The 22,000-nt window shown below is 64.3% G+C and carries 18 protein-coding genes; 5 read left to right on the plus strand and 13 right to left on the minus strand.

Features of this window, described 5'->3' with window-relative positions; translation table 11 throughout:
• Positions 1-19: 19 nt before the first annotated feature.
• The 5 genes from ACUYMZ_RS20740 to ACUYMZ_RS20760 all read right to left on the minus strand — a co-directional run bounded on the left by ACUYMZ_RS20740 (position 20) and on the right by ACUYMZ_RS20760 (position 5,464).
• A complete protein-coding gene (locus tag ACUYMZ_RS20740) occupies positions 20-715 on the minus strand; it encodes a response regulator (RefSeq protein ID WP_442423223.1) in 696 nt (231 codons plus the stop codon).
• Positions 712-2,001 (minus strand): sensor histidine kinase, encoded by a 1,290-nt coding sequence (locus ACUYMZ_RS20745; protein WP_426004959.1) that lies wholly within the window; start codon positions 1,999-2,001, stop codon positions 712-714. Before ACUYMZ_RS20745 ends, ACUYMZ_RS20740 begins: the two co-directional genes overlap by 4 nt.
• Positions 2,002-2,019: 18 nt before the next feature.
• Positions 2,020-2,868 carry an ABC transporter permease gene (locus ACUYMZ_RS20750; protein ID WP_426004961.1) on the minus strand — a complete coding sequence of 283 codons (849 nt, stop codon included), beginning with the start codon at positions 2,866-2,868 and terminating at the stop codon, positions 2,020-2,022.
• Between the two features lie 2 nt (positions 2,869-2,870).
• Positions 2,871-3,815, minus strand: a complete 945-nt coding sequence (locus ACUYMZ_RS20755; protein ID WP_426004962.1) for an ABC transporter ATP-binding protein — start codon at positions 3,813-3,815, stop codon at positions 2,871-2,873.
• Positions 3,816-3,958: 143 nt separating this feature from the next.
• Positions 3,959-5,464, minus strand: coding sequence for a phosphatase PAP2 family protein (locus tag ACUYMZ_RS20760; protein WP_481605754.1), 1,506 nt, complete (start codon positions 5,462-5,464; stop codon positions 3,959-3,961).
• Between the two features lie 69 nt (positions 5,465-5,533).
• Between ACUYMZ_RS20760 and ACUYMZ_RS20765 the strand changes: the two genes are divergently transcribed.
• Genes ACUYMZ_RS20765 through ACUYMZ_RS20775 form a run of 3 tightly spaced genes read left to right on the plus strand, consistent with a single transcriptional unit; the run spans position 5,534 to position 7,676 of the window.
• On the plus strand, positions 5,534-5,911 hold the full coding sequence (locus tag ACUYMZ_RS20765) for an ArsR/SmtB family transcription factor (RefSeq protein ID WP_426004964.1): 378 nt from the start codon (positions 5,534-5,536) through the stop codon (positions 5,909-5,911).
• 2 nt (positions 5,912-5,913) lie between these two features.
• Entirely contained in the window at positions 5,914-6,936 is a 1,023-nt protein-coding gene (locus ACUYMZ_RS20770) for a cation diffusion facilitator family transporter (protein WP_481605952.1), read from the plus strand.
• A 35-nt stretch (positions 6,937-6,971) separates the two neighbouring features.
• Positions 6,972-7,676 carry a phosphatase PAP2 family protein gene (locus ACUYMZ_RS20775; protein WP_481605756.1) on the plus strand — a complete coding sequence of 235 codons (705 nt, stop codon included), beginning with the start codon at positions 6,972-6,974 and terminating at the stop codon, positions 7,674-7,676.
• On the opposite strand, the gene ACUYMZ_RS20780 is transcribed toward ACUYMZ_RS20775, so the two are convergent.
• From ACUYMZ_RS20780 to ACUYMZ_RS20810, 7 genes are all read right to left on the minus strand, one after another.
• The gene (locus ACUYMZ_RS20780) at positions 7,621-8,814 is read right to left on the minus strand and encodes an MFS transporter (RefSeq protein WP_442423229.1); all 1,194 of its coding nucleotides are present in this window, start codon (positions 8,812-8,814) and stop codon (positions 7,621-7,623) included. The two genes, ACUYMZ_RS20775 and ACUYMZ_RS20780, sit on opposite strands and share 56 nt — an antisense overlap.
• Positions 8,811-9,578 carry a DeoR/GlpR family DNA-binding transcription regulator gene (locus ACUYMZ_RS20785; RefSeq protein ID WP_426004967.1) on the minus strand — a complete coding sequence of 256 codons (768 nt, stop codon included), beginning with the start codon at positions 9,576-9,578 and terminating at the stop codon, positions 8,811-8,813. Before ACUYMZ_RS20785 ends, ACUYMZ_RS20780 begins: the two co-directional genes overlap by 4 nt.
• 101 nt (positions 9,579-9,679) lie before the next feature.
• Positions 9,680-11,362, minus strand: coding sequence for an ABC-F family ATP-binding cassette domain-containing protein (locus tag ACUYMZ_RS20790; protein WP_426004968.1), 1,683 nt, complete (start codon positions 11,360-11,362; stop codon positions 9,680-9,682).
• Positions 11,363-11,406: 44 nt separating this feature from the next.
• Positions 11,407-13,389, minus strand: coding sequence for a penicillin-binding transpeptidase domain-containing protein (locus tag ACUYMZ_RS20795; protein ID WP_481605759.1), 1,983 nt, complete (start codon positions 13,387-13,389; stop codon positions 11,407-11,409).
• Positions 13,390-13,507: 118 nt separating this feature from the next.
• Entirely contained in the window at positions 13,508-17,353 is a 3,846-nt protein-coding gene (locus tag ACUYMZ_RS20800; RefSeq protein WP_481605761.1) for an NPCBM/NEW2 domain-containing protein, read from the minus strand.
• 184 nt (positions 17,354-17,537) lie between these two features.
• The gene (locus ACUYMZ_RS20805; protein WP_481605763.1) at positions 17,538-18,194 is read right to left on the minus strand and encodes a response regulator; all 657 of its coding nucleotides are present in this window, start codon (positions 18,192-18,194) and stop codon (positions 17,538-17,540) included.
• Positions 18,191-19,483 (minus strand): sensor histidine kinase, encoded by a 1,293-nt coding sequence (locus ACUYMZ_RS20810; RefSeq protein WP_481605954.1) that lies wholly within the window; start codon positions 19,481-19,483, stop codon positions 18,191-18,193. Before ACUYMZ_RS20810 ends, ACUYMZ_RS20805 begins: the two co-directional genes overlap by 4 nt.
• 194 nt (positions 19,484-19,677) lie before the next feature.
• Here ACUYMZ_RS20810 and ACUYMZ_RS20815 point away from each other — a divergent pair, with 194 nt between their 5' ends.
• Both ACUYMZ_RS20815 and ACUYMZ_RS20820 read left to right on the plus strand, forming a co-directional pair.
• Complete coding sequence (locus ACUYMZ_RS20815; RefSeq protein WP_481605765.1) at positions 19,678-20,754, plus strand: ABC transporter permease; 1,077 nt, start codon at positions 19,678-19,680, stop codon at positions 20,752-20,754.
• Between the two features lie 23 nt (positions 20,755-20,777).
• Complete coding sequence (locus ACUYMZ_RS20820; RefSeq protein ID WP_481605767.1) at positions 20,778-21,476, plus strand: ABC transporter ATP-binding protein; 699 nt, start codon at positions 20,778-20,780, stop codon at positions 21,474-21,476.
• 48 nt (positions 21,477-21,524) lie between these two features.
• On the opposite strand, the gene ACUYMZ_RS20825 is transcribed toward ACUYMZ_RS20820, so the two are convergent.
• A complete protein-coding gene (locus tag ACUYMZ_RS20825) occupies positions 21,525-21,920 on the minus strand; it encodes a winged helix-turn-helix transcriptional regulator (RefSeq protein WP_426004976.1) in 396 nt (131 codons plus the stop codon).
• Positions 21,921-22,000 lie beyond the last annotated feature (80 nt).

Raw genomic sequence — 22,000 nt, forward strand, 5'->3', positions numbered from 1 at the left:
ACTGTGGCGGGGCTGTGCGTCAGTAATCCGGATTGCTGGGGACCACCAGGCCCGTTTCGTACGCATAAACCACAACCTGCACCCTGTCCCGCAACTGCAGCTTGCTGAGGATCCTGCGGACGTGCGTCTTCACCGTGGCCTCGGACAGGAAGAACTTATGGGCGATCTCCGCGTTGGACAGACCCTCGGCGATGGTGGTGAGGATTTCCGTTTCCCGGGGCGTGAGCTCGTCCAGCAGCGGGTCCCTGTGGGTTGGCGCGGCATGCCCCGGGGCATGCCCGCCGCGTACGTAGGTTTCCAGCAGGCGCTGCGTCACGCGGGGAGCCACCACCGCATCCCCGCTGGCTACCAGCCGAACGGCATGAACCAGTTCGGTAGGGGCCACGTCCTTCAGCAGGAATGCCGAGGCTCCTGCCTGCAGACCTGAGAAGGCATATTCGTCAAGGTCGAAAGTGGTCAGGATGATGACCCTGGCTTCGGACCCGGAAGACGAGATGTGCCGCGTGGCCTCGATTCCGTCCATGCCGGACATCCGGACATCCATGAGCACCACGTCCGGCTGCAACTCAGCCACCAAACCGATCGCTTCGATTCCGTCGGAAGCCTCCCCCACCACCGAGAAGTCGTCTTCGCCTTCGAGGATGAGCCTGAAACCCATCCGCAGCAGTGGCTGGTCATCCACCAAAAGGACTTTGATGATGCCGTCTTCTGTCACAGTTCCCCCTTGTCGCCGTTCAAGCGCAGCTGGGCATGGACAGCCCAGCCTCCCCTCTTGCTTGGACCGGCAGTAACGATTCCAGCATAGATTCCGGCACGTTCCCGCATCCCCGCGATGCCTTGGCCCGTCCCCAGGCTGCCCACGGCTTCCGCACCACCATCCCGGGTGCCGCGGCCGTCGTCGAGCACGTCAATGGTGACCAGATCGCCGTCGTTGGTCACCTGGACGTCCACCCGGCTGAGCGAACGGCCGTACCGCAGCACGTTGGTGAGCGATTCCTGCACGATCCTGTAGACCGTCAGCTCCAGGGCGGGATCGGATGGCAGCGCCGGACCGGTGTGCGCGTAGTGCAGCGGCAGCCCGGCAGTGCGGAAACCGTCCAGGAGCTTGGCCAGGTTGTGTCCCGATTCCAAGGGCGTCAACGGCGCCGGCCGCCCGGAATCGTCCCGCAGGACGCCCAGGACGCGGCGCATGTCGGCCAAGGCAGCCCTGCCGGTCCGGGACAGTTCACCCAGTACCTCACCGGCACGCGCGGGGTCCTTCTTGACCACCACCGCGGCTCCATCGGAGAGACTGACCATGACCGTGAGCGAATGCGCCACGACGTCGTGCATCTCGCGCGCAATCCGGTTCCGTTCGGTGACCTTCCCCAGCTGTGTTGTCCGTGCCGCCCACGCCGCGATCTCCGCTTCATGCTCGCGGCGCTGCCGGACCGATATGCCGATTCCGGTGGCCAGCAGGTTGGACAACATGATGGTCACGGACGTGGCAATGTTGTTGATCAGGTGGAAGTTCTCCGGCACATCCTGAAGGTTGTCCATCTCGCTGGGGCTGGTCCACATAAAGAGGTAGAGCAGGCTCAGCGGCAGGCTTGCGGCGACGAAGACCACCAGGGACACCGACCGCTTCCTGATGGAGGCCAGTGCGTAGAGGGCGAACCACAGGCCCGCGGACACGTTGGAGCCCCACGGGTTCAGGATGGTGGCTGACACTTCCAACAGCGCTACGGCGATCACTACCTGCAGCGGGAAACGCCGCCTGAAGGCCAGGACCGCCGCGATCATCAGCAGCAGCGCCACCACCAGCCATTTGCCCTCGGTGATGGAACCAATGATGGTGGGCAGGGCCAGGAGGACGTAGCACAGCACCACCACGGCATCCATGGCACGCGGCCGTTCAAAGAACCAGCGGCGGACCCGGCCCCTGCGGCGCTGGGCTATTTCCGCGAAAGACGCGTCGGCAGTGGGTGCCGGCGCGTCTTTCGCTGGTGGAACATCTGTCATGGTTCGAGCCTAGAGGGCTTAGACGTCCCGCTTCTTCAGCAAGACCATGGCGATGGCGACCGGAACAATCACCCAGGCGCCCAGGACCAGGGCTGCCTGCCAGGCCTCCAGGGTGTCCGGGACATGTTCGACGGCGGTCAGTGGCGTCAGGGTGTTGGTGGGAAGGTACTTGCTGGCTTCCTTGAAGAAGTCCCCGGGGATCAGCTGGAAGGCGATGGGTGCCACGAAGAACAGGCCCACGAGGCTCATGATGCCGCCTGCAGAGTTACGCACGATGGTTCCCAAAGCCATGCCGATGGCGGCCACCGCTGCAACGTAAATGCTGTTGACCAGCAGGAGTTTGATCGACTGGGAACTGCCCAGATCCAGCTTGAGATCGTAGTTATCAACGATCGGCAAGGCGACCAGGCCCGCCACATACGTGGAAACCGCAGTCAACAGGAAGGCGCTGACCACCACCACGATGAGCTTTGCCAGGAACGGCGAAATCCGGTTGGGCACGGCCGCGAAGGTGGAGCGGGCCATGCCGGTGGTGAACTCCGAGCTCATCAACAGCACGCCCAGTGAGCCAAGGATCAGCTGCGCAAAGGAAATGCCCGAGGTGGGAATGCTGACGGCGAGGTCTCCGCCTTGGGCTGCCATGGCTGCTGCAGCCTCGGGATCGTTGGCCATTTCCTGGGAGAACTGGCCGGTTCCCCAGGCTGCCAGTGCAGCAAACCCCACCATGACCAGGGCAGTCGAGGCCAGCAGGATCAGCGTGGAAAGGAGAGTGCGGAACTTGATGAACTCCGAGTTCAGCACACGGTGGAAGGCCGGTCCCGGGCCAACCGAGTTGCGGATGGGGCGGTCCAAAGTTGCGGTGCTCATGTTTACTTCCTTCCAGCCTGGGCGGGAACCTGGGCCCCAGCGGTGATGTGCGAGTGGTATTCGACCTCATCCTTGGTCAATTCCATGTACGCCTCTTCGAGGCTTGCCTGGAGCGGTGTGAGCTCATAGACCATGACCTGGTTGTCCAACGCCGTGCGGGCAATGCCGCGCGGATCCAGCCCTGTCACTTCCAGCAGTTCGCGTTCGTGGACTTCCACTGACACGCCGGTACCGGCCAGAAGCTGCATGAGCTTCTCCGGCTGGTCCGTCCGCACCCGGGTCCTGACCTGGCCCTTGCCGGTGATGATGTCCGCAATAGGAGCATCGGCAATGATCTTGCCTCGGCCGATCACGATCAGGTGGTCCGCCGTCAGTGCCATCTCGCTCATCAAATGGCTGGACAGGAAAACCGTCCGCCCCTCCGAGGCGAGGTACTTGACCAGGTTCCGGACCCAGACCACACCTTCCGGATCAAGGCCGTTGACCGGCTCATCCAGGATGATGGTCTGTGGATCGCCCAGCAGCGCAGCGGCTATGCCCAGGCGCTGCCCCATGCCCAGCGAGAACCCCTTGACCTTCTTCCTGGCGACATCACCCAGTCCGGTCATTTCGATGACTTCGCGGACCCTGGCCTTGGGGATGCTGTGTGTAGCGGCCATGGCCAACAGGTGGTTGTGGGCGGTGCGGCTGGTGTGGACTGCTTTTGCATCCAGCAGCGCGCCGATTTCGCGCAGCGGTGCCTTGTGCCGTGCGAACGGCTCGCCGTTGACGGTCACCGAACCTGAGGTTGGGGTGTCGAGCCCCATGATCATGCGCATGGTGGTGGACTTGCCGGCACCGTTCGGGCCCAGGAAGCCCGTCACACGTCCGGCCTGGACAGTGAAACTGACGCCGCCCACGGCGGTCTTCTCGCCGTAGACCTTGGTCAGGCCTTTTGCTTCGATCATGGAAGCGTTCCCTCCTCAGAGCACCTGCGTGCGGATGAGCGTTGACTGTACTTACAACGCTAGTCACGGAGGGTGCGTAATTCGCCTGTCTCAGGGATGATTCAGGGTCCGGTCAGGGTAGTCCTCACGGATGATCCGGGTCATCAGTCGACCTCGGGCAAGGCCGAGTACACGCGCAGTTCCCGGCTGCGGACGGAGAACACGGCTTTTCGCACACCCGGCTTCGGTTCACCGTCCACGGCAAGCACCAGCGGTTGCCCCACGGATTCCACGGTGATCTCGGTGGCCTCGGACAAGTGCGTGACCTTGGAAGCCGCAACCGTCCCGGTCACCACTGCCCACAGCAGCCGTGCACGGGCGAAGGGCTCATCGGCACTGATCATGCGCAGGTCGAACACGCCGTCGTCCAGTATTGGACGGCGCAGTGGCGCGTGGTCACTGGGGTAATAGCGGCCTCGGCCCAGGTAGAGGATCCAGAGCTTGTGCCTGCGGCCATCGACGGTGAGCGTGGTCGGGGAGTTGGCGCCGAATGTCCTCAGCGACGCCAGCAATCCGGCCAGCGGCTTGCCGAGGGCGGGCTGGAGCCGCTCCCGCCTGCGGACCAGATTGGGGTAAACGCCCACACTGGCTGTGTTCAGCATGGCCATTTCCGTGGTTTCGGGGAGTTCAGGCAACCCGCGCTCCACCACCACGTGTCCCAGGTCCACCAAAGCAGCTTGGCCCCTGGTGAGTGCGGCGAGGGCGTCGTCCATCGAGTTGGTCCCGAGGTCGCGCGCGAAGTGGTTGAGCGTTCCGCCCGGCAGGACCAGCAGTGGCAGTGAATGCCCGACGGCGGCGGCGGCAGCGGTGCCTACCGTTCCGTCACCGCCCCACACGCCCAGGGCTACGGTGCCAGGCTGCGTCGCGACCGCCTCGATCTCGGCTGCAACGTCGTCGCCCTCGGCAATCCCGTGAATATGCGCTTTGGGGAATATCTGCCGGAGGAGTTCGCCCGTTTCGGGGGTATACGACCCGCCCAGGGTGTTGACGGCGATACTCAGCCCTTCGCCGTCGGCGATTGCCGGCACCTCCGCGGCAGTACGGCGCGGCTTCGGCTCAAGGGGTTTTGCCGGCCACCACTTCCTGGTCAGAAGAGCAGCGCCGGCCCCCAGCGCAGAACCGAACACTACATCCGACGGCCAGTGCGCACCCGTATGGACCCTCGAATACGCGACCCCGGCAGCGACCGGAGCCAGGCCGATCCCGAGCGCGGGCCACACCATTCCGGCACCCACGGCAAAGGCGACTGCTGACGCAGAGTGCCCGGACGGCATGGAGGAACTGACCGGCTGCGGGTGCACGAAGCGGAAGACCGGCAGGTGCTCGGGCTGAGGGCGGGTTCTGGGCAGGGCTGTCTTAAAGACCAGATTGGTGACGCCTGATGCGACGCCAAGGGCCAGCAGCCCATGGAGTGCTGCGCGGCGAGGGCGGCCAGGGAAGGAAGCGAGTACTCCGGCCACGCCGAACCACAACTTGCCCTTGGTGGCTGCTGCGGACAGTTGGCGGAAGAAATCGTCGTGGTCTCCCTGGGGCTGCCGTGACACCGCACGCACAAGAAACTGGTCAAGTCGTGCCACATGGCGTGGGCCCTTGCCCAGGAAGCGTCGCATTCGACCACAGTAGCGCGCTGCCAGCGGCATTGCTTGAGCGTGGAGGCAGAGGTGTGCGATTATCTGCGTATGAATGCAGATAAGCGGGCTTGCACCCTCTCGCCTGACAGTGAGTACGTGGAACTGGCCGTGGAGGTGTTTGCCATGCTGGCCGATGCCACAAGGGTGAGGCTCATCCTTGCCTTGCGCCACGGTGAGCTGTCGGTGAACGAACTCGCCGAAAAGACCGGCAAGCCCGCGGCCGGAGTTTCCCAACACCTGGCCAAGATGCGCCTGGCCCGCATGGTGGGCACCCGGCAGGAGGGCACCAAGGTCTTCTATAGGCTGCAGGACGGCCATGCATGGGAACTTGTGGCCGATGCCATCCACCAGGCGGAGCACGCCTTGGGGACTGCACCACACCACCGGATCCAGCCACACCCGCCCCGGGAAGCGGCCGGCCAGTGAACATGCACCATACGGCACCAATGCACCGTGACAATCAGCGGTCCGTTGACGTACACCCACATCACCACCATGACCACGGGAACCATCACAGCGGCGGTTTCATGGGCTGGTTGAAGCACGTCCTGACTCCCCACTCGCACGATCCGGCCGACTCGATGGATGCTGCACTCACTTCAAGCGCGCAGGGCATCCGTGCGGTCAAGATTTCACTGTTCGGACTGGGCGTGACTGCCCTGTTCCAACTGGGCATTGTCCTCGTCAGCGGGTCGGTCGCACTGTTGGCGGACACGGTCCATAACTTCTCGGACGCCCTCACGGCTGTTCCGCTCTGGATTGCTTTCCTGCTTGGCCGGAGGAAGGCCACCTCCACGTACACCTACGGTTTTGGAAGGGCCGAGGACCTGGCCGGGCTTTTCATCGTCGCCATGATCGCCCTTTCCGCAGTAGTGGCCGCCGTCGAGTCCGTCCGTCGGTTCTTTGAATCCCAACCCGTGCAGAACCTCGGCTGGGTCCTGGCTGCGGGGCTGGTGGGCTTCCTGGGCAACGAGCTCGTGGCCATGTACCGGATCAGGGTGGGGCGCAGGATCGGCTCCGCGGCACTGGTGGCAGACGGCGTCCATGCCCGTACGGACGGTTTCACGTCCCTCGCCGTCGTAGCCGGAGTGGTGGGGATCTGGCTCGGCTTCCCCCTGGCGGATCCGATCGTAGGGGTTCTCATTTCCGCGGCGATCGGCGTCCTCTTGTGGGGGACTGTGCGCGATGTCGGCCGGAGGCTGATGGACGGCGTGGATCCCCGCCTGACGGAACGACTGGCCTGTGCCTTGAAGGAAGCAGGATATCCCGGAGCTTCGTCCAGGCTCCGGTGGTCCGGCCATGCCCTCCACGCCGAAGTCACCCTGCCCGTGGACAACACCGTGACCCTTGAAGGTCTGGCACGAAAGACGCACAACGTGGAGGAGACAGTCCGGCGCACGCTGGACAACGTGGGTCCCGTCACCGTCGTACCTCGCTTCCACACCGCCTGAGGCCCAGCCGACGGCGGTGTGGCTACGATGAATGGATGATCCGAGTCCTGTCACCAAGTACCAGGCCGGACTGGCAACTGATCACGGCAGGGACCGTATTGCTGTGCGCCTTCCTAGTTCCGGCTGTCATCCTCATGGCCGGGCAAGGGGAACCGGCATTCAACCGCGCGGATACCCAGTGGCAGGCTTACATCTTCACCCTGCAGTCGCCGGCAGGAGATGCCGTGAACGCTTTCCTCAACTGGGCCGGCTATGCGGGCATGCTGTTCTTCCACGTCGTCCTGGTGACCGCCCTCTTCATCTGGCGTCGACCAAAAGCTGCCATCTTTTCCAGCACCTCAGGACTGACTGCCCTGGCGCTGACCCAGCTTGCCAAGGCAGTGGTCGGGCGCGACAGGCCGGAAGGAGCCAGGGTTCTCACCGACACTGGTTCATACCCTTCCGGGCATGTATCGGCAACCACAGCCTTCCTCGTCATCCTGAGCCTGTTGATGGGGCGCGCATGGATGAAGGTGCTGGCGGCCATCGGGATCGTGGCAATGATGGTGAGCCGCACCTACCTCTTAGCTCATTGGCTCAGCGATGTCCTGGGCGGCGCCTGCCTTGCCGCCGGCACCGTGCTGCTCTTTTGGGTGGCTTTCCGCAAAGCATGCATCAAAGAGAACGCCGAAGCGGACGGCATGACTATTTGGCAGGCAAAGGCTTTGCAACGCCGGCAAGCAGGAGAGCAACCAGAATAGGCGCCCCGATCGCCAGCAGTGCCAGATGGATCCCGGTGTGGTCGCCGAGGTATCCCAGCAGGGGCGGTCCGGCCAGGAAGGCCACGTAACCGATGGTGGACACCACCGAAACCCGGGCGGCCGCATGCTTGGGATCGTCAGCCGCGGCGGACATGCCCATGGGGAACGCCAACGCTGCACCGATGCCCCACAGGGCCGCGCCGAATCCGGCAAGGACCACGTTGCCCGCAAAGACGAAGAGAGCGAGGCCCGCTGCCGCAGCCGCCATGCTGGCCCGAAGCACCGCCACACGACCGAACCTGTCGATGGCCTTCCCGCCCAGGAAGCGCATGGCCGTCATAGCGGCCACGAAGAGCGCAAACAGAAGCGCACCGGTGGCTTCCGAGGCTCCCAATCCATCGACTGCGGCCTTCGCGATCCAATCGTTGCCGGCGCCTTCGGTAAGGGTGGCACCCAACACCACCACACCGATCAGCAGCGTCCGTCCATCACGCCAAGCCGACGGCCCCTTGGAAGCCGGCCGCTCGCCGTCGTGCGTTTCCGAGGCCGCAGCCACGTGCGGGAGGAAGTAGCGGGGCGCCGTCAAGGCAAGCGTCACGGCGATCGCCGCGATCACCATGAGGTGTACCGGAAGCCCCACTCCCAGCTGCGAAAGTCCCGCCCCAATCAGCGCGCCCACAAAGGCGCCACCGCTGAACGCAGCGTGGAACTGGGGCATGATGGTCCGCTTGAGGCGGTGCTCGACGTCCGCGCCTTCGATGTTCTGGGCGACATCCCACAGGCCGATGCCGATACCGAAGAAGAACAGCGCAATCGCGGTGGCAGGGACCGACGCCGCAATCAGCGAAACAGCAATGGCCACCCCGGCAGCGCCCGCCACGATTCCCGCCGCACGCACCGTATTGGCGGTCCCGATCCGGCCCACCACCCAGCCAGCGGACGGCAGCGCCAACAGGGACCCGACGGCGGTGCACAGCAGCAACGTGCCCATCTGGCCGGAGGTGAGGCTCAATGCCTCAGTCACCGCGGGAATGCGCGCGGCCCAGCTGGCGAATACCAGGCCGTTCATGCCAAAGATCAGGAAGGTAGCCACGGCGGCTGCCTTGACGTTCGGGGCGGCCTTGGTGCTGGTGGTCATGCGATCACAACTTCCACGGAGAGTTTGTTGAGCCGGGCAGAAATTTCAGGGGAGGGTTCCAGGTCGGTCACGATCACATCCACGGCGTCCAGGGCGGACACCAATGCCACCGCGCTGGCAAGCCATTTCGCGCCGGAGGCGGCAACGATCACCTTCGACGCCGATTCCATGCCTGCGCGTTTGGCGGCGGCGTCATTGAGGTCATGGGCCAGGAGCCCGTCCTTGACGTTGATGGCGCACGGTGTGACGACGGCGGTGTCAAAACGGAGGGAGCGGATATTGGATTCAGTCATCGGGCCCCGGAAGGACTGTTCGCCAGGAATCAGTTCGCCGCCGGGGAGGATGAGGTCAGAGCGCCCACCTGTTTTGCTGTCCATCAGCGCATCGACGCCGTGCAGGGACATCGGCATGACGGTCAGCGTACGCCTGCCCAGGCAACGGGCGATCTCCGTAGCCGTGGATCCACTGTCCAGCCAGACGTGCGCGCGGTCCCTGATGAGGGAATCCACCGCTTTGGCAATCCGGAGCTTCGCGTCATGGTCTTCCAGTTCCCGTTGTCCATAGCCGGGGTTGTCGCCACGGTCCAGCAGGCTGCGGGCGCCCCCATGGACGCGGCGGAGGACGCCATTGGCTGACAAAATTTCGAGATCCCGGCGGATGGTGGCACCGGAGGCACCACACGCCGCAACGAGCTCCTCCACGGAGACTTCCTCGCGCTGGCGCAGAAGTTCGCCAATGAGGCGATGACGGTCAGCAGTTCCCATGCTTCAACCGTAGCACGGCTTTGAGCAATTGATCACCTACCGTGATCATTTGCTCATCCCTGCTTCGGATCCGCCCAAACACGACGGGATGTGGGAGAGGATCAGCGGGTGCGCTCCACGCGCTTCTCGTCCCAGACCGGTTCCTCCGACTCGTACACCTTGCCGTCCGAGCCGAACACCAGGAAGCGGTCGAAGGACTTGGCGAACCAGCGGTCGTGCGTCACCGCCAGGACGGTGCCCTCGAACGCATCAATGGCCCGCTCCAAGGCCTCGCCGGAGTGCAGGTCGAGGTTGTCAGTGGGCTCGTCCAGCAGCAGGAGGGTGGCACCGGAAAGCTGCAGGAGCAGGATCTGGAACCTCGCCTGCTGGCCACCGGACAGGGACTCATACTTCTGCTCGGACTGACCGGCCAGGCCGTAGGAATCCAAGGCTCCGGCCGCAGCCTCCCGGGGCAGGCCGGAGCGGTGCTCGTCACCCCGATGCAGGATCTCCAGCAGCGTGCGGCCCAGGAGGTCGGGGCGGACGTGCGTCTGGGCAAAGAACCCGGGCCGGATGCGGGCACCCAGTTTCACGGTGCCTTGGTGGGGGACCTCAGCGATCACCACGTCCGAGACGGGCAGGTGTTCCCGCTCAGGATCCGTGCCGCCGGTGGCGAGCAAGCGCAGGAAGTGGCTCTTGCCCGAGCCGTTGGACCCCAGGACACCCACGCGGTCGCCAAACCAGATTTCCGTGGAGAACGGCTTCATGAGCCCCGTCAGTTCGAGCTTCTCCGCAACCACGGCACGCTTGGCGGTACGCCCGCCCTTGAGCCGCATCCGCACGTTCTGCTCGATGGGCAAGGCCTCCGGCGGGCCAGCCTCCAGGAACTTGGCCAAACGGGTCTGCGCGGCCTGGTACCTGTTGGCCATGTCGGAACGGAACGCAGCCTTGTTCTTGTACATGTTGACGAGTTCCTTGAGCTTGACATGCTCCTCGTCCCACCGCTTGCGGAGTTCCTCAAAACGGGCATTCCGGTCGGCACGGGCGTCGACGTAGGAACCAAACCCGCCACCATGGATCCATGCGCCGGCACCATTGATCCCCGGTTCCAAAGTCACGATGCGGCTTGCGGCGTTGTTCAACAATTCGCGGTCGTGGCTGATGAACAGCACCGTTTTCCTGGATTCATTGAGCTTGGACTCGAGCCAGCGCTTACCAGGGACATCCAGGTAGTTGTCCGGTTCGTCCAGCAGCAACAACTCATCCGGTCCGGCAAACAATGCCTCCAGGACCAGACGCTTTTGCTCGCCACCGGACAGCGTGGAGGCCCGGCGGAACTGGGCCTTGTCGAACGAGATCCCAAGGGCAGCCATGCAAACCTCGTCCCAGACGGTCTCCACGTCATAACCGCCGGCGTCGCCCCAGTCCACGATCGCCTGGGCATATTTCATCTGGGTGGGCTCATCATCCCGCTCCATCATGGCGAGCTCGGCTTCCTCCACGGCTTTCGCAGCCGCTGCCAAGCCGGGCTGCGCCGTTGAAACCAGAAGGTCCCTGACTGTGGATTCGTCCCGCACCTGGCCCACGAACTGCCGCATGATTCCCATGTTCCCGGAACGGCCCACGGCGCCTTCGTCCGGGGTGAGGTCTCCCGAAATGATCTTGAACAGCGTGGTTTTGCCGGTGCCGTTCGGTCCGATCAGGGCTGTCTTGGTGCCGTCCGGCACCTTGAACGTCACGCCGTTCAGCAGTTGGGTGCCGTCTGAGAGGAAGTAGTCGATGCCGGAAACGTCAATATGGGCCACTGCCCCATCTTCCCATGCAGGCTCTCAGCCCACCGAAACGCCTGTCAGCCGGCTGCTGTCAGGAACTGCTTCAGCAAAGGACCGCTGGTAGTGGCACCCAGGCCGCCGTCCTCAACGAACACCGCGACTGCGAGGTCCCCATGGGTTGCCACGATCCACGCATGGGTTTTTGGCGGGTTTTCGTTGCCGAACTCCGCCGTGCCCGTCTTCGCACCGACCGGTGCCCCGGGGACCTCGGCGAGGAAGCCGGCGTGCCCTGAGGTCACTACTGCCCGCATCATGTCCGCCAATCCTGCGGCTTCTTCCTTGGTGATCGGGGTGGTTGAGGCTGGTGAGGCCGGAACCGTAGCGGCAGCGGACGACGGCGATGCGGTGCCGCCTTCCGCAGGGGCGGTACCGGCGTCGGGGTTCTGTGTTTGCGTACTTGCAGCATCGGCGTTCAGGACGAGCTGCGGTGACACCGGCGCTCCGTTGGCCACCGAAGCAGCCATGACCGCTGCCGAAAGCGGGGAGAACAAAACCTTGCCCTGACCGATCATGGAAGCGGCATGTTCTGTGCCCTCGGCTTCGGCCGGGACGGATCCGAGGAAGGCATCGGCCCCAAGTTTTGGCGCTTCCACCGCCACGCCCAATGCCAGGGCGGCGGATTCAAGCTGGTCCTGGGAGACGGTGGTACGGGCATTGATGAAAGCGGTGTTGCAGGAGTGGGCGAACGCATCCCGGAGGGCAACGGAACCCAGCGAACTTTCGGGGTAGCCCTCGGCGTTCTTGAAGGTCCGGCCGTCCACGGTCAGTGTGGACGGGCACTCTACCTTGGAGTCCGGTGTGGCGCCGTTGCGGAACATGGCCAGTGAATCCACGATCTTGAAGGTGGAACCGGGAGCGTACTGGCCGAGCATGGCCGTGTTGTAGCCGTTGCTTCCCGGCCCGGAGGCGGCAGCGAGCACAGCCCCGGTGGACGGCTTGATGGCGACGATGGCGGATGCAGGCTCCACCCCTGCCAGTGTTTGCTCGGCAAGTTGCTGGAGCTCGATGTCCAGTGTGGTCTTGAGCGTTGTGCCGGCTTCAGCGGCTGTGGAGAACAGCACCTTGGTTTGGGACTCTGCGCCCTCGGACGCGGGCTTGGCGGTGGCAACAACCTCAACGCCATCCTTGCCCCGGAGCAGGGAGTCGTACTTCTGCTGCAGGCCTCCCGTTCCTGTGGCGTCACCGGCCCGCAGCGCACCGTTGGACTTCTCAATCTGCTCCGCACTGGCTTGGCCAACGCTGCCCAGAAGGGCCCGGGCAAAGGTCCGGGTGGGAGCCAGTGCCATGGAATCAAGGATGCTGACGCCGCCGGGAATGGCCTTGATCCCGGCCTCCGTGATCTCGGCTGTGTAAGCACGGAGGACGATGCCTTCTACGAACGCCTGGGGACCGGAGGCAGCTACCTGCTTGGCGTACTCCTCAACGTCCAACCCCAGCAGCGCAGCCATGGCCCGTGCCGAGGCATCCGCTTGCTCGGCCGGCACCTTCGTCTTATCTATTCCCACGCGGAAGACCGGGCGGTCCTCCACAATAGGAGCATCCCCTGCACCGAGGATCTGTCCCCGTTGGGCCGGGACGGTTTTGACGGAGAGGGTTTCGCCATCACCCAGGTCAGGAGCCAGCAGGCGGGGGCTCCATTGGACCGCCCACTTGTCACCGGATTTCCTGAGCGTGGCGTCCAGGCTGTAGTCCCACGTGGTAGAACCGATATTCCAGCTGTAGTTGAGGGGGAACGTGGCGGTGTCGCCGTCGAGTTTTACGTCACCGGACTGGACAGACGGCTTGGCATCCAAGCCTCCCAATACTGATTTAAGTTCCTCGTTGGCCGCGGCAGCGTCCGTGCCTTCCACGGCGAGCTGCCCGACGTCGAGCGCTTCCAGGGCGGTCGCGAGCTGCCGGGCAGCGCTCTCCGCTCCTGAACGGCCGTCGTCGCACGCAGCCAGCGATCCAGCCATCACCAGCGCCACGAGTCCAAGGACCAGATTCCTAAGTTTCCCCATTTGCGACATTATGCCGGGTTCCCCTGACAGTTTCCTGCTGCGCCCACACCCCGGACGGGACGCCTCCGGCCCGCAGCCGTGGTCAACGATGCTGCGGGCCGGAGGGCCAGGGAATCAGCTAGGGCGCGCAGGTGAACCTGGCATCACCCCATACGCCGTGTGCCCCGTTGATGGAACCGGAGGGATCAACAACCAGCTCCACGTACGCTGCGCCGGACAGGTCCACCTTCACGGACTCGGGCGCAAAACCGGGAGTATAGGTCCGCGACTGGTACTTGTTCACGCCGTCGGTATTGACCTTGAAGATGATGTTGCCGCCAAAACCGCTCTCCAAGCCCACCTGGGACGTGAACGATGTGCACTTTCCACCCAGGTAATACGTGATTTTCGAGGCCGCGTGCACACCCAGGCCCTTGGTGAAGACGGGCTGTTGGCCTGTGGCGGGATCGGTGTAGTTGATGGCGAGCGGCTTGTCCGGGGATGATGCGCTGTCCTTGTTCGCCACGTTCTTGCCGATCACGCCATAGCCGTTGATGGCTTGCACCCACGGCGTTTCCGAGGCGTACACGGAACCTCGCGGAACATCCGGCAGCGGCTGGGAAACCACCTTCCAGTCGAAGAATTTCACGCGTGTGTCCGTGGGCAGCGTGACCGAGGCCAGTTCCTTGGTGGGGTTGAGCCGGACCGTGTTCGAGAAGGCCTGGTACTTGTACTGCGTGTACTCGGGAGATGGTCCGTTGGCATTGTTGCGGCCCTGCTCAGAGACCGCCACCACGGCACCGTTCAGGACCGAAGGTTGCAGCCAGTTGGGGAAGAAGACGGACTGCTTTTCCATGCTCCCATCGGCATATGTCAAGGTCAGCTCGGGACTGGTGCCGTTGCCGACGGCTGCCGAGCCCAGCACAGCCAAGTGCGTTCCCTTGCCCTTGACCGCGATGGTCTGGGCGGAGAGTGCTACCGAATTGGGTACATCCGGCCCAACGGACGGCCATGTGTAATCAACCTGGGTGGGCTTCCCCGCATCCACCGTCACCGTGCTGCCCGGCCGGACGCCGCCCGACGGTACCGGTGCGGCAGCCAGCTGTTCGGCCGCGAAGGTGGCGCCACCGCCGTCGAAGTTTCCGAGCGCCTTGCCCGCCACGGTGGTGACCGAGACGGTGTTGTAGGCCGCGGCCAGTGACCCATAAGCCACGTAGATAGAATTGCCTCCGGTCACCGTCTGTGTGGTTGAGTCGGCAGCAGCGTACGACGCCGACACCCGCACGGTCTGTTGACCAGCCTTCGCACTGGAGCCGGGTGAGACGACGAACGTTGCGGTTGCCGTCTGTCCGGGCTCCACCGTGGCCGCCGTCGTCCCGGCGGAGGAGATGACGGTCCAGCCTTCGGGAAGGACCGGAGCCAGTTCCACGGTGGTCTTGGCCTTGGCGCCGGTATTCACGAATTCGGCTGTCACCGTGGTCTGCTGATCCTGGAAGACCTGCTTCCCGGTGGTAACGCGGACTTCGGCCGCAACCGCGTCCTGGCTGTTTCCACCCAGCGGGCCGGCCTGCTGCAGCTGGACTGTCGCGGACTGGTTTGATGCGATGGTTCCGGTCTTCACCCACACGATGCCGTTGATGGATTCGTCGAAGAACCAGCCGGCGTTTGCCGCGTCAAACGCCTCCTTGGTGCTGAGCTGCGTGAGCTTCGCGCCGCCGATCTTCACCTCCTTGGGTGCAGCACCGGCGTGGACCTTGAGTTGGTAGGGGCGGGCTGCTGCCTTGCCGGTGTAGTCGCCCTTCCGTTCGCCGATGGAAATCTTCACGCTGCTGTTGCCCTTGCCCGGAGCGTCCACCTCGAAGAGCTGGCTTGAGGACTTGCCCTCTTTGTATTCCCGGGTGACCTTGTCGTCTTCGTAGAGGGTGAAACTGTCCTTGCCCTGGGCATAGACGTCCAGCGTGATCATGGAATCTTCGGGAACCAGGGAAGCATTCCTGGCCACGATGCCTTGCGGGATCACCGCGCCCGCCCGCACGAAGACAGGAAGTTTGTCCAAGGGTGCGTCATAGCCGTTGAGGATCTGGCCGCCCTGGTACAGCTTGCCGGACCAGTAGTCCACCCACTGCCGGCCTGCCGGCAGGAATATTCCGTTGCGGACATCTGTCTGGGTGAAAACCGGAGCGACCAGGAAATCCGATCCGAGCATGAACTGGTTGTTGGCCTCCGCTCCGTAGGACCATTCCTGGTCCGGGAACTCGAGCGCCATGGAGCGCATCATGGAAACACCTGTGGTGGAAGACTCCTGCGCCAGGCTGTAGATAAACGGCATGAGCTGCTGGCGGAGTTGCAGGTAATGGCGGTTGATCGCGGTTGCTTCCTCGCCGTACAACCACGGACGCTTGTCCGTGGCCGCCCATCCGGACATGGAGTACAGCGCAGGAGCGAAGGCTTTCCACTGGAGATCGCGCACGTAAGACTCCGGCGAGCCGCCGAAAATTCCGTCGACATCGCCCGTGGAGAATGCCAGACCCGAGTTCCCGGCTCCGGTGAGTGCCGGGACCTGCCAGCGGACGGCGTCGAGGTTTCCTGAATGGTCACCGGTCCACTGCATGCCGCATCGCTGGGAACCTGCCCAGCCTTCAACCATCAGCGAGGTGCCGCGCGCGTTCGAGTATTGTTCTATTCCGCTGTGGGCGGCTTCGCATCCGGTGAGCGCCTGGCGGTAGCCCTGGCCCACCCACGCGACGTCCAGCTTGCGGAGGCGGACACCGGCCTCGCCTACCTCGTATTCCTGGTTGGTCAGGGAACGCTGGGTCCAGAGGCCAATTTTCAGGTCAGTCTCTTCCTCGATGTTGTCCACGGTTTCCGGGAGTTGCTGATATTCGCAGCCGTAACCGTCATTGACCAGCATCCATCCGGCCGGCATGTCGTTTTCCACGAACTTCCGCGCGGTTTTGATGGCATCCGGAGTGCGTTGCTTGGCTCCGTCGGGATCGCCGTAGCCTGAAGAGGAGTAGCCCGGGTTGGAGCGGTTGTAGCAGTCCGCGTCGCCGTATTCCAGCGCGTAGACCGGGGGCATCATCGGCTTGCCGGTCAGCGTGGTGTAAGCCCCGAGGGACTGTTTGTAGTCGCCCACGAAGTAGTAGGCGTCGAACCGCTTTTCCTCGTGCGTGGTGGTGGGCTGGCCGGCGAAGTTGTAGGAACCGCGCGCGAAGGTGTTGCGCAGGACGCCGTAGCCCTTGGAAGACATGTAGTAGGGGACGGCATTGGGGTAGCCGTCGTCATCCCAGTCGAAGTTCCTGGCGATGTTGATCAGGGCCCCGGTGTGGACGGAACGGCCGTTTTGCATGCCGCCGCCGATGAACTGTTCACCGTCCTGTTGGGCCAGGTGCTGCGTTGCCGTGGTCGCCCCAAACGTGATGGGCGCGGTTTCCTGCAGCACCAAAGATCCGTCCGCCCTCACAACACGGAACCGGGTAGTGGCCTTGTTGATTTCGACACTGATCCTGGTCGTCTTGAGGACAATCCAGTCGCCGTCGGTCACCTCTGGGTTGGCACCCGGGAACTTGTCCTTGCCGACCACGATGTTCGCGGTCCGGGCCGGGTCGCCTTGGTCAGTATTGGCAGGGTCGGTGAACGTGCCGCTGGGGTCGACCTCCAGGCGGAAGTTCCCGTCATCGAGGAACGTCACGCGGATCGCACCCTTTTCGGCTGAAAGCTCGACGACGTTTCCCGCCTGGGTGTATCCGGTCACCGCCCCGAGGGGTACTCCCGCGGAATCAACGGGGACTTCAGGAGTGACGGGTTTGATCGCTGCCGGGGCGCCTGGGGCGGCCGCGGCCGGTGTGAAGCCCAGGGTGGGGATGGTTCCGGCCAGCAGGAGCGTTGCCAAGCCGACTGACGCGGCCTTCCTGAGGAACGGAAGCGGGGCGCATCGTGGGCTGTTGGGCGCAGCGCCGGATAAGCCCTTGAGGGGTGCGGACATGGGTGCCAACTTTCGACGAGTGATAGTTTGTGATCTAACTCATAGCGAAACGTGCACTAATCGTCACTACTTGAAGGCGAAAGGTCAACCGTTTCACCAAAATTCGCACCCAACTGAGTCGCACTTGTGCGCGTTATGACGGCTCAAAACGCGCACTAATGCGATCCAGTTGGGAGGGTGGGGGTCAATGCCCGCGGATGATCCTGCGCTGCGTCGCCACGGCGATTGCGGCTGTCCTGTTGTCCACGCCAAGCTTGGCGTAGATGTGCACCAGGTGGGTCTTCACTGTGGCCTCTGAAATGAACAGTTGCTTGGCCATGGCCCGGTTGCTCATGCCCGTAGCCAGCAACTCCAGCAATTCCACCTCGCGGCCGCTCAAGGCCGGCGACGGATTCCGTATCCTGCCCATGAGTTTTGCGGCGACTTCGGGCGCCAACGCGGTTTGCCCGGCCGCCGCCTGCAGTACGGCCTGGCGGAGCTGCTCGGGCGGAGCGTCCTTGAGCATGTAGCCGCTCGCGCCGGCCTCGACGGCTGCGAGGATGTCGGCATCGGTGTCATAGGTGGTCAGGATCAGGACAGGTGGCGGGGGAGTCCCGGCCTCCCCGGCCTTGATCTTCCCCGTGGCCGTCACCCCGTCCATGCCCTGCCCCATCTGCAAGTCCATGAGCACCAGGTCAACGGGTTCACCCAGGCTGCCCAGCCGCACGAGGTGGGCAAGCGCAGCGTCTCCGTCAGCAGCCTCGGCCACTACGGTGACCCCGGGAAAATCCGCCAGCATCGCACGGAGACCAGCCCGCACTACAGGGTGATCGTCCACCAACAGAATCCGGATGTCGTTCACTGGGCATCCTCCTCGGGAAGGGGCAGCCGGGCTGCGACCACGGTCCCCTCACCCGGCGCCGACTCCACCTCCAGGCTCCCGTTCAGCGCCGCAAGCCGCTCGCGCAGGCCGGAAAGCCCGACGCCGCTACCGTCGCCACGCACCGCATGGGCCGCCGTCGAGGGTTCAAAACCGACGCCGTCGTCGAACACGTCCAAGGTCACCTCGGATTCAAGAAAGGACAAGGTCACGACGGCGGCACGCGCCTGGGCATGCTTCCACACGTTTGCGAGGGAGGCCTGTGCCGCCCGCAACAGGGTGGTTTGGAAGGCGTTCGGGAGGTCAACAGGGGCACCCACCAGCTGAAACCGGACACGCATTGTTGTTCCCCTGGCGGCAGCCTCGGTTTCCGTCTTTTCGCACAGTCCGCGCAGGGTGGCCACCAGCCCGGACTCCGCGAGGTCGGGCGATCGCAAGCCGCGCACGAAGCTGCGGGCCTCGGCCAGGTTGGCGGATGCCGTTTCCTGGACGACCTTGAGCAGGCCCTTCGCCGACTCGAGGTCACCGGCGTCCATGGCTTTCCCGACCGACCTGCCCATCAGGACGATGCTTGAGAAGCCCTGGGCCAGGGTGTCGTGGATTTCCCGGGCCAGGCGCTCCCGCTCCGCCACCATGCCTGCCTCATGCTGCGTCCGCGCAAGTTCGGCGCGGGTCCGGAGCAGTTCTCCGGCAACCCTTCTCTGCGTTTCGGCCTCGCGGAACAAGGCACCGTAGGCCATGCCGGTGACCACGGCGAACCCGGCCCCGAACACAGGCCCGAGTACCATCGCAAGCTGCAGTCCGCCGTCGGCCGATCCCTGTCCATGGAACCAGAGCGCCCCGATCAGCAAGAAGGTGCACGCCGCAATGACCGGCAGCGCCACCAGGCGTGGCAGCACATGCAGCTGGAGGAAAAACAAGGGAAAGGCGACCCAGGCAAAGTCGCTGCTGACCAACAGGAGCAGCAGCCACAGAAGCGTTACCGCGGCCAGCCACCAGCGCGCGTACGGAGCGGGATCAAACGCATCGGGGGAGTTGGCGTGGCGCTTCTCAAGGAAAGTCCCGGCAAGATACACCAAGGCCAACACGCCGGACAGCACAAGGCCCGCACCCAAGGACAGCGGTGTCCTGCTTCCGCCGGCTCCCAGCAACAGCCGGACCACGGCCACCAGCAACAGGACGGCAAATCCCACATGCAAGCTCACACGGAGGACGCGGAGAATCGCACCGGTGGGCGTCTCCCGGGCGTCGGGCTTGGGTTGGTCCTGCACGCCTTCCAGCGTATCCGCGGCGCGCACCGCGCGGGACGGAATTCCCCGCCCTCCAGCCGGAATCAACCATTCGGTTGACGGCACCCTCAACCCCTTGTCCCGGCCCAATCCATCCTGCTCCCGATGTGCCCGGGAGTGCTGGCCGGAAGAGTGGAAAGGGCCGGGACAAGCCCGGGTTGAACCAAAGGAATCCGATGTTTCTAGCCATCCGCGACATCCGCTTCGCGAGAGGACGTTTCGTACTCATGGGCGGCGTGATCGCCCTCATCACCCTGTTGCTCGTCATGCTCTCCGGGTTGACGGCGGGGCTTGCCAACCAGTCCACGTCCGCCATCGCCGCTCTGCCGGTGCAGCAGATCGTGTTCGGAGCCCCTGCCGGCGGGGAGCCCGAGGCGTCCTTCACCGAGTCCGAGGTCTCCACCGGCCAGCTCACCACCTGGCGGGAGCAGCCGGGGGTGGCTTCCGTCCAGGAGCTCGGCATCAGCCAGTCACGGTTCCAGTCCCTGGCCGCGGACGGCGCGGCAACGGGAACGGCGAACGTGGCAGTCTTCGGCGGCTCGCTTGGCCCGCGGGTGCAGGAAGGAACCGCGGTGATCGGCGAGGGCGTTGCCCGCGAACTGGACCTGCGGGAAGGCAGCCGGGTCCAGGTGGGCGGCCTGCACCTCACCGTCTCCAGCGTGGTGGAAGACCAGTGGTATTCACATACCTCCGTGGTGTGGACCACGCTGGGGGACTGGCGGACCATTGCCCACGCGGCACCGGGCACGGCCACGGTCCTGGGAGTAACCCACGACGGCGGTACCTCCTTGGATACCGACGCCGCCAATGCGGCGGCCGGCACGGTCAGCGCCGACCCTGTTGCGTCATTCCAGGCCCTGGCCAGCTACAAGAGCGAGAACGGATCCCTCATGCTCATGCAGGCATTTCTGTACGGCATATCCGCCCTGGTGATCGTCGCGTTCCTCACTGTGTGGACGGTGCAGCGCACGCGCGACATCGCGGTACTCCGGGCTCTTGGCGGCTCGTCCGGTTACGTCCTGCGCGACGCGTTGGCCCAAGCGGTGGTGGTGCTGCTGGCCGGGTCTGTGACAGGTGGAGTGCTGGGACTGGCGGGAGGACTCGCCGCCGTGCAGGCAGCGCCCTTCCTCCTGACACCCTTCACCACCGTCCTGCCCGTGCTCGGAATCATCGTCCTGGGCTTGCTCGGGTCCGTCCTCGCAGTCCGTCGTGTCACCCGTATCGACCCTTTGCTTGCACTCGGCGGCAACTAAAGAATTCCCGGAAAGGAATACACATGAGCTCCCTCCAACTTGTAAATGTCAGCCTCGAATACCCGGACGGCGAATCCACGCTGACCGCCCTGAATGCGGTAAACCTGACAGTCGGCAGCGGCATGTTCCTCTCGCTTGTCGGTCCGTCCGGATCGGGAAAGTCCTCCCTCCTCGCGGTGGCAGCGACCCTCATCAAGCCAAGCTCAGGGTCTGTCATCATCGACGGGCAGGAGGTCACCGGCCTCAAGGGAGCCGAAAGGGCTGCCCTGCGCCGGGAGAAGGTGGGCATCATCTTCCAGCAACCCAACCTCCTGCCGTCACTGACCGCCGTCGAGCAGTTGCTGATCCACTGTCACCTGCGGGGCATCCCGCCGCGGCAGGGGCGCCGGAAGGCGGAGGATCTGCTGGACGTCGTGGGTTTGGGCGGCGCTGCAGGCAAGAAGCCGCATCAGCTGTCAGGAGGGCAGCGCCAACGCGTCAACATTGCCCGGGCGCTGATGGGCAGCCCGTCCGTCCTGCTGGTGGATGAGCCGACCGCGGCACTGGATCACGAGCGCAGCGAGTCGATCGTGCGGCTGCTTCGGCGCATCACTGACGACTTCTCGACAGCAACGGTGATGGTCACTCACGACACGGGCTTCTTACCCCTGACGGATTCTGTTGCGACCATGAGCGACGGACGGATCAGCCCTGCCCTGACCCCCGCTCCACAACCCAACTGAGTCGCACTTAAGCGCGTTTAGACCGCTCAAAACGCGCTCATCTGCGACTCAGTTGGGTTCGGGGAGGAGTGCGTCGTCCTGGGCTTCGTCGTAGGCGTCACGGGCTTCGAGGATGCTGGGCACGTGGCTTTCGGCCCATTCACGCAGCAGGCGCAACGGCTCCAGCAAGGACTGGCCCAGCGGAGTCAACTGGTAATCCACCCGCGGCGGAACCTGGGCGTAGACAGTGCGCGTGATCAAGCCGTCCCGTTCCAACGCTCGGAGCGTCTGCGTCAGCACCTTGGGAGTGACAACGTTGACCATCTTGCGCAACTCCGAGAACCGGACAGGCCCGGCCCCCAGCACCTGGATGACCAGGGAGGCCCACTTGTCGCCGATGCGCTGGAAGATCACGCGGGAAGGGCAGTTGGGGTCAAGGACGTTGGCGGGGAGGTTGGTTTCCATCAGGTAACTGGGTTCCTTTGAAGCTATCAGTATCAAATAGATACCTTTGAACTACATCAAGGATACCAACCCAAAGGAGC

The sequence above is a fragment of the Arthrobacter sp. T572 genome, assembly GCF_056780115.1.

What these genes read in the sequence shown, in the direction of transcription:
- ACUYMZ_RS20765 (WP_426004964.1), top strand. Translation starts at nt 5,534, where the DNA reads ATGAATGCAGATAAGCGGGCTTGCACCCTCTCGCCTGACAGTGAGTAC.
- ACUYMZ_RS20800 (WP_481605761.1), bottom strand. Translation starts at nt 17,353, where the DNA reads ATGTCCGCACCCCTCAAGGGCTTATCCGGCGCTGCGCCCAACAGCCCA.
- ACUYMZ_RS20770 (WP_481605952.1), top strand. Translation starts at nt 5,914, where the DNA reads ATGCACCATACGGCACCAATGCACCGTGACAATCAGCGGTCCGTTGAC.
- ACUYMZ_RS20780 (WP_442423229.1), bottom strand. Translation starts at nt 8,814, where the DNA reads ATGACCACCAGCACCAAGGCCGCCCCGAACGTCAAGGCAGCCGCCGTG.
- ACUYMZ_RS20755 (WP_426004962.1), bottom strand. Translation starts at nt 3,815, where the DNA reads ATGATCGAAGCAAAAGGCCTGACCAAGGTCTACGGCGAGAAGACCGCC.
- ACUYMZ_RS20820 (WP_481605767.1), top strand. Translation starts at nt 20,778, where the DNA reads ATGAGCTCCCTCCAACTTGTAAATGTCAGCCTCGAATACCCGGACGGC.
- ACUYMZ_RS20745 (WP_426004959.1), bottom strand. Translation starts at nt 2,001, where the DNA reads ATGACAGATGTTCCACCAGCGAAAGACGCGCCGGCACCCACTGCCGAC.
- ACUYMZ_RS20760 (WP_481605754.1), bottom strand. Translation starts at nt 5,464, where the DNA reads ATGCGACGCTTCCTGGGCAAGGGCCCACGCCATGTGGCACGACTTGAC.
- ACUYMZ_RS20775 (WP_481605756.1), top strand. Translation starts at nt 6,972, where the DNA reads ATGATCCGAGTCCTGTCACCAAGTACCAGGCCGGACTGGCAACTGATC.
- ACUYMZ_RS20785 (WP_426004967.1), bottom strand. Translation starts at nt 9,578, where the DNA reads ATGGGAACTGCTGACCGTCATCGCCTCATTGGCGAACTTCTGCGCCAG.
- ACUYMZ_RS20825 (WP_426004976.1), bottom strand. Translation starts at nt 21,920, where the DNA reads ATGGAAACCAACCTCCCCGCCAACGTCCTTGACCCCAACTGCCCTTCC.
- ACUYMZ_RS20750 (WP_426004961.1), bottom strand. Translation starts at nt 2,868, where the DNA reads ATGAGCACCGCAACTTTGGACCGCCCCATCCGCAACTCGGTTGGCCCG.
- ACUYMZ_RS20815 (WP_481605765.1), top strand. Translation starts at nt 19,678, where the DNA reads ATGTTTCTAGCCATCCGCGACATCCGCTTCGCGAGAGGACGTTTCGTA.
- ACUYMZ_RS20795 (WP_481605759.1), bottom strand. Translation starts at nt 13,389, where the DNA reads ATGGGGAAACTTAGGAATCTGGTCCTTGGACTCGTGGCGCTGGTGATG.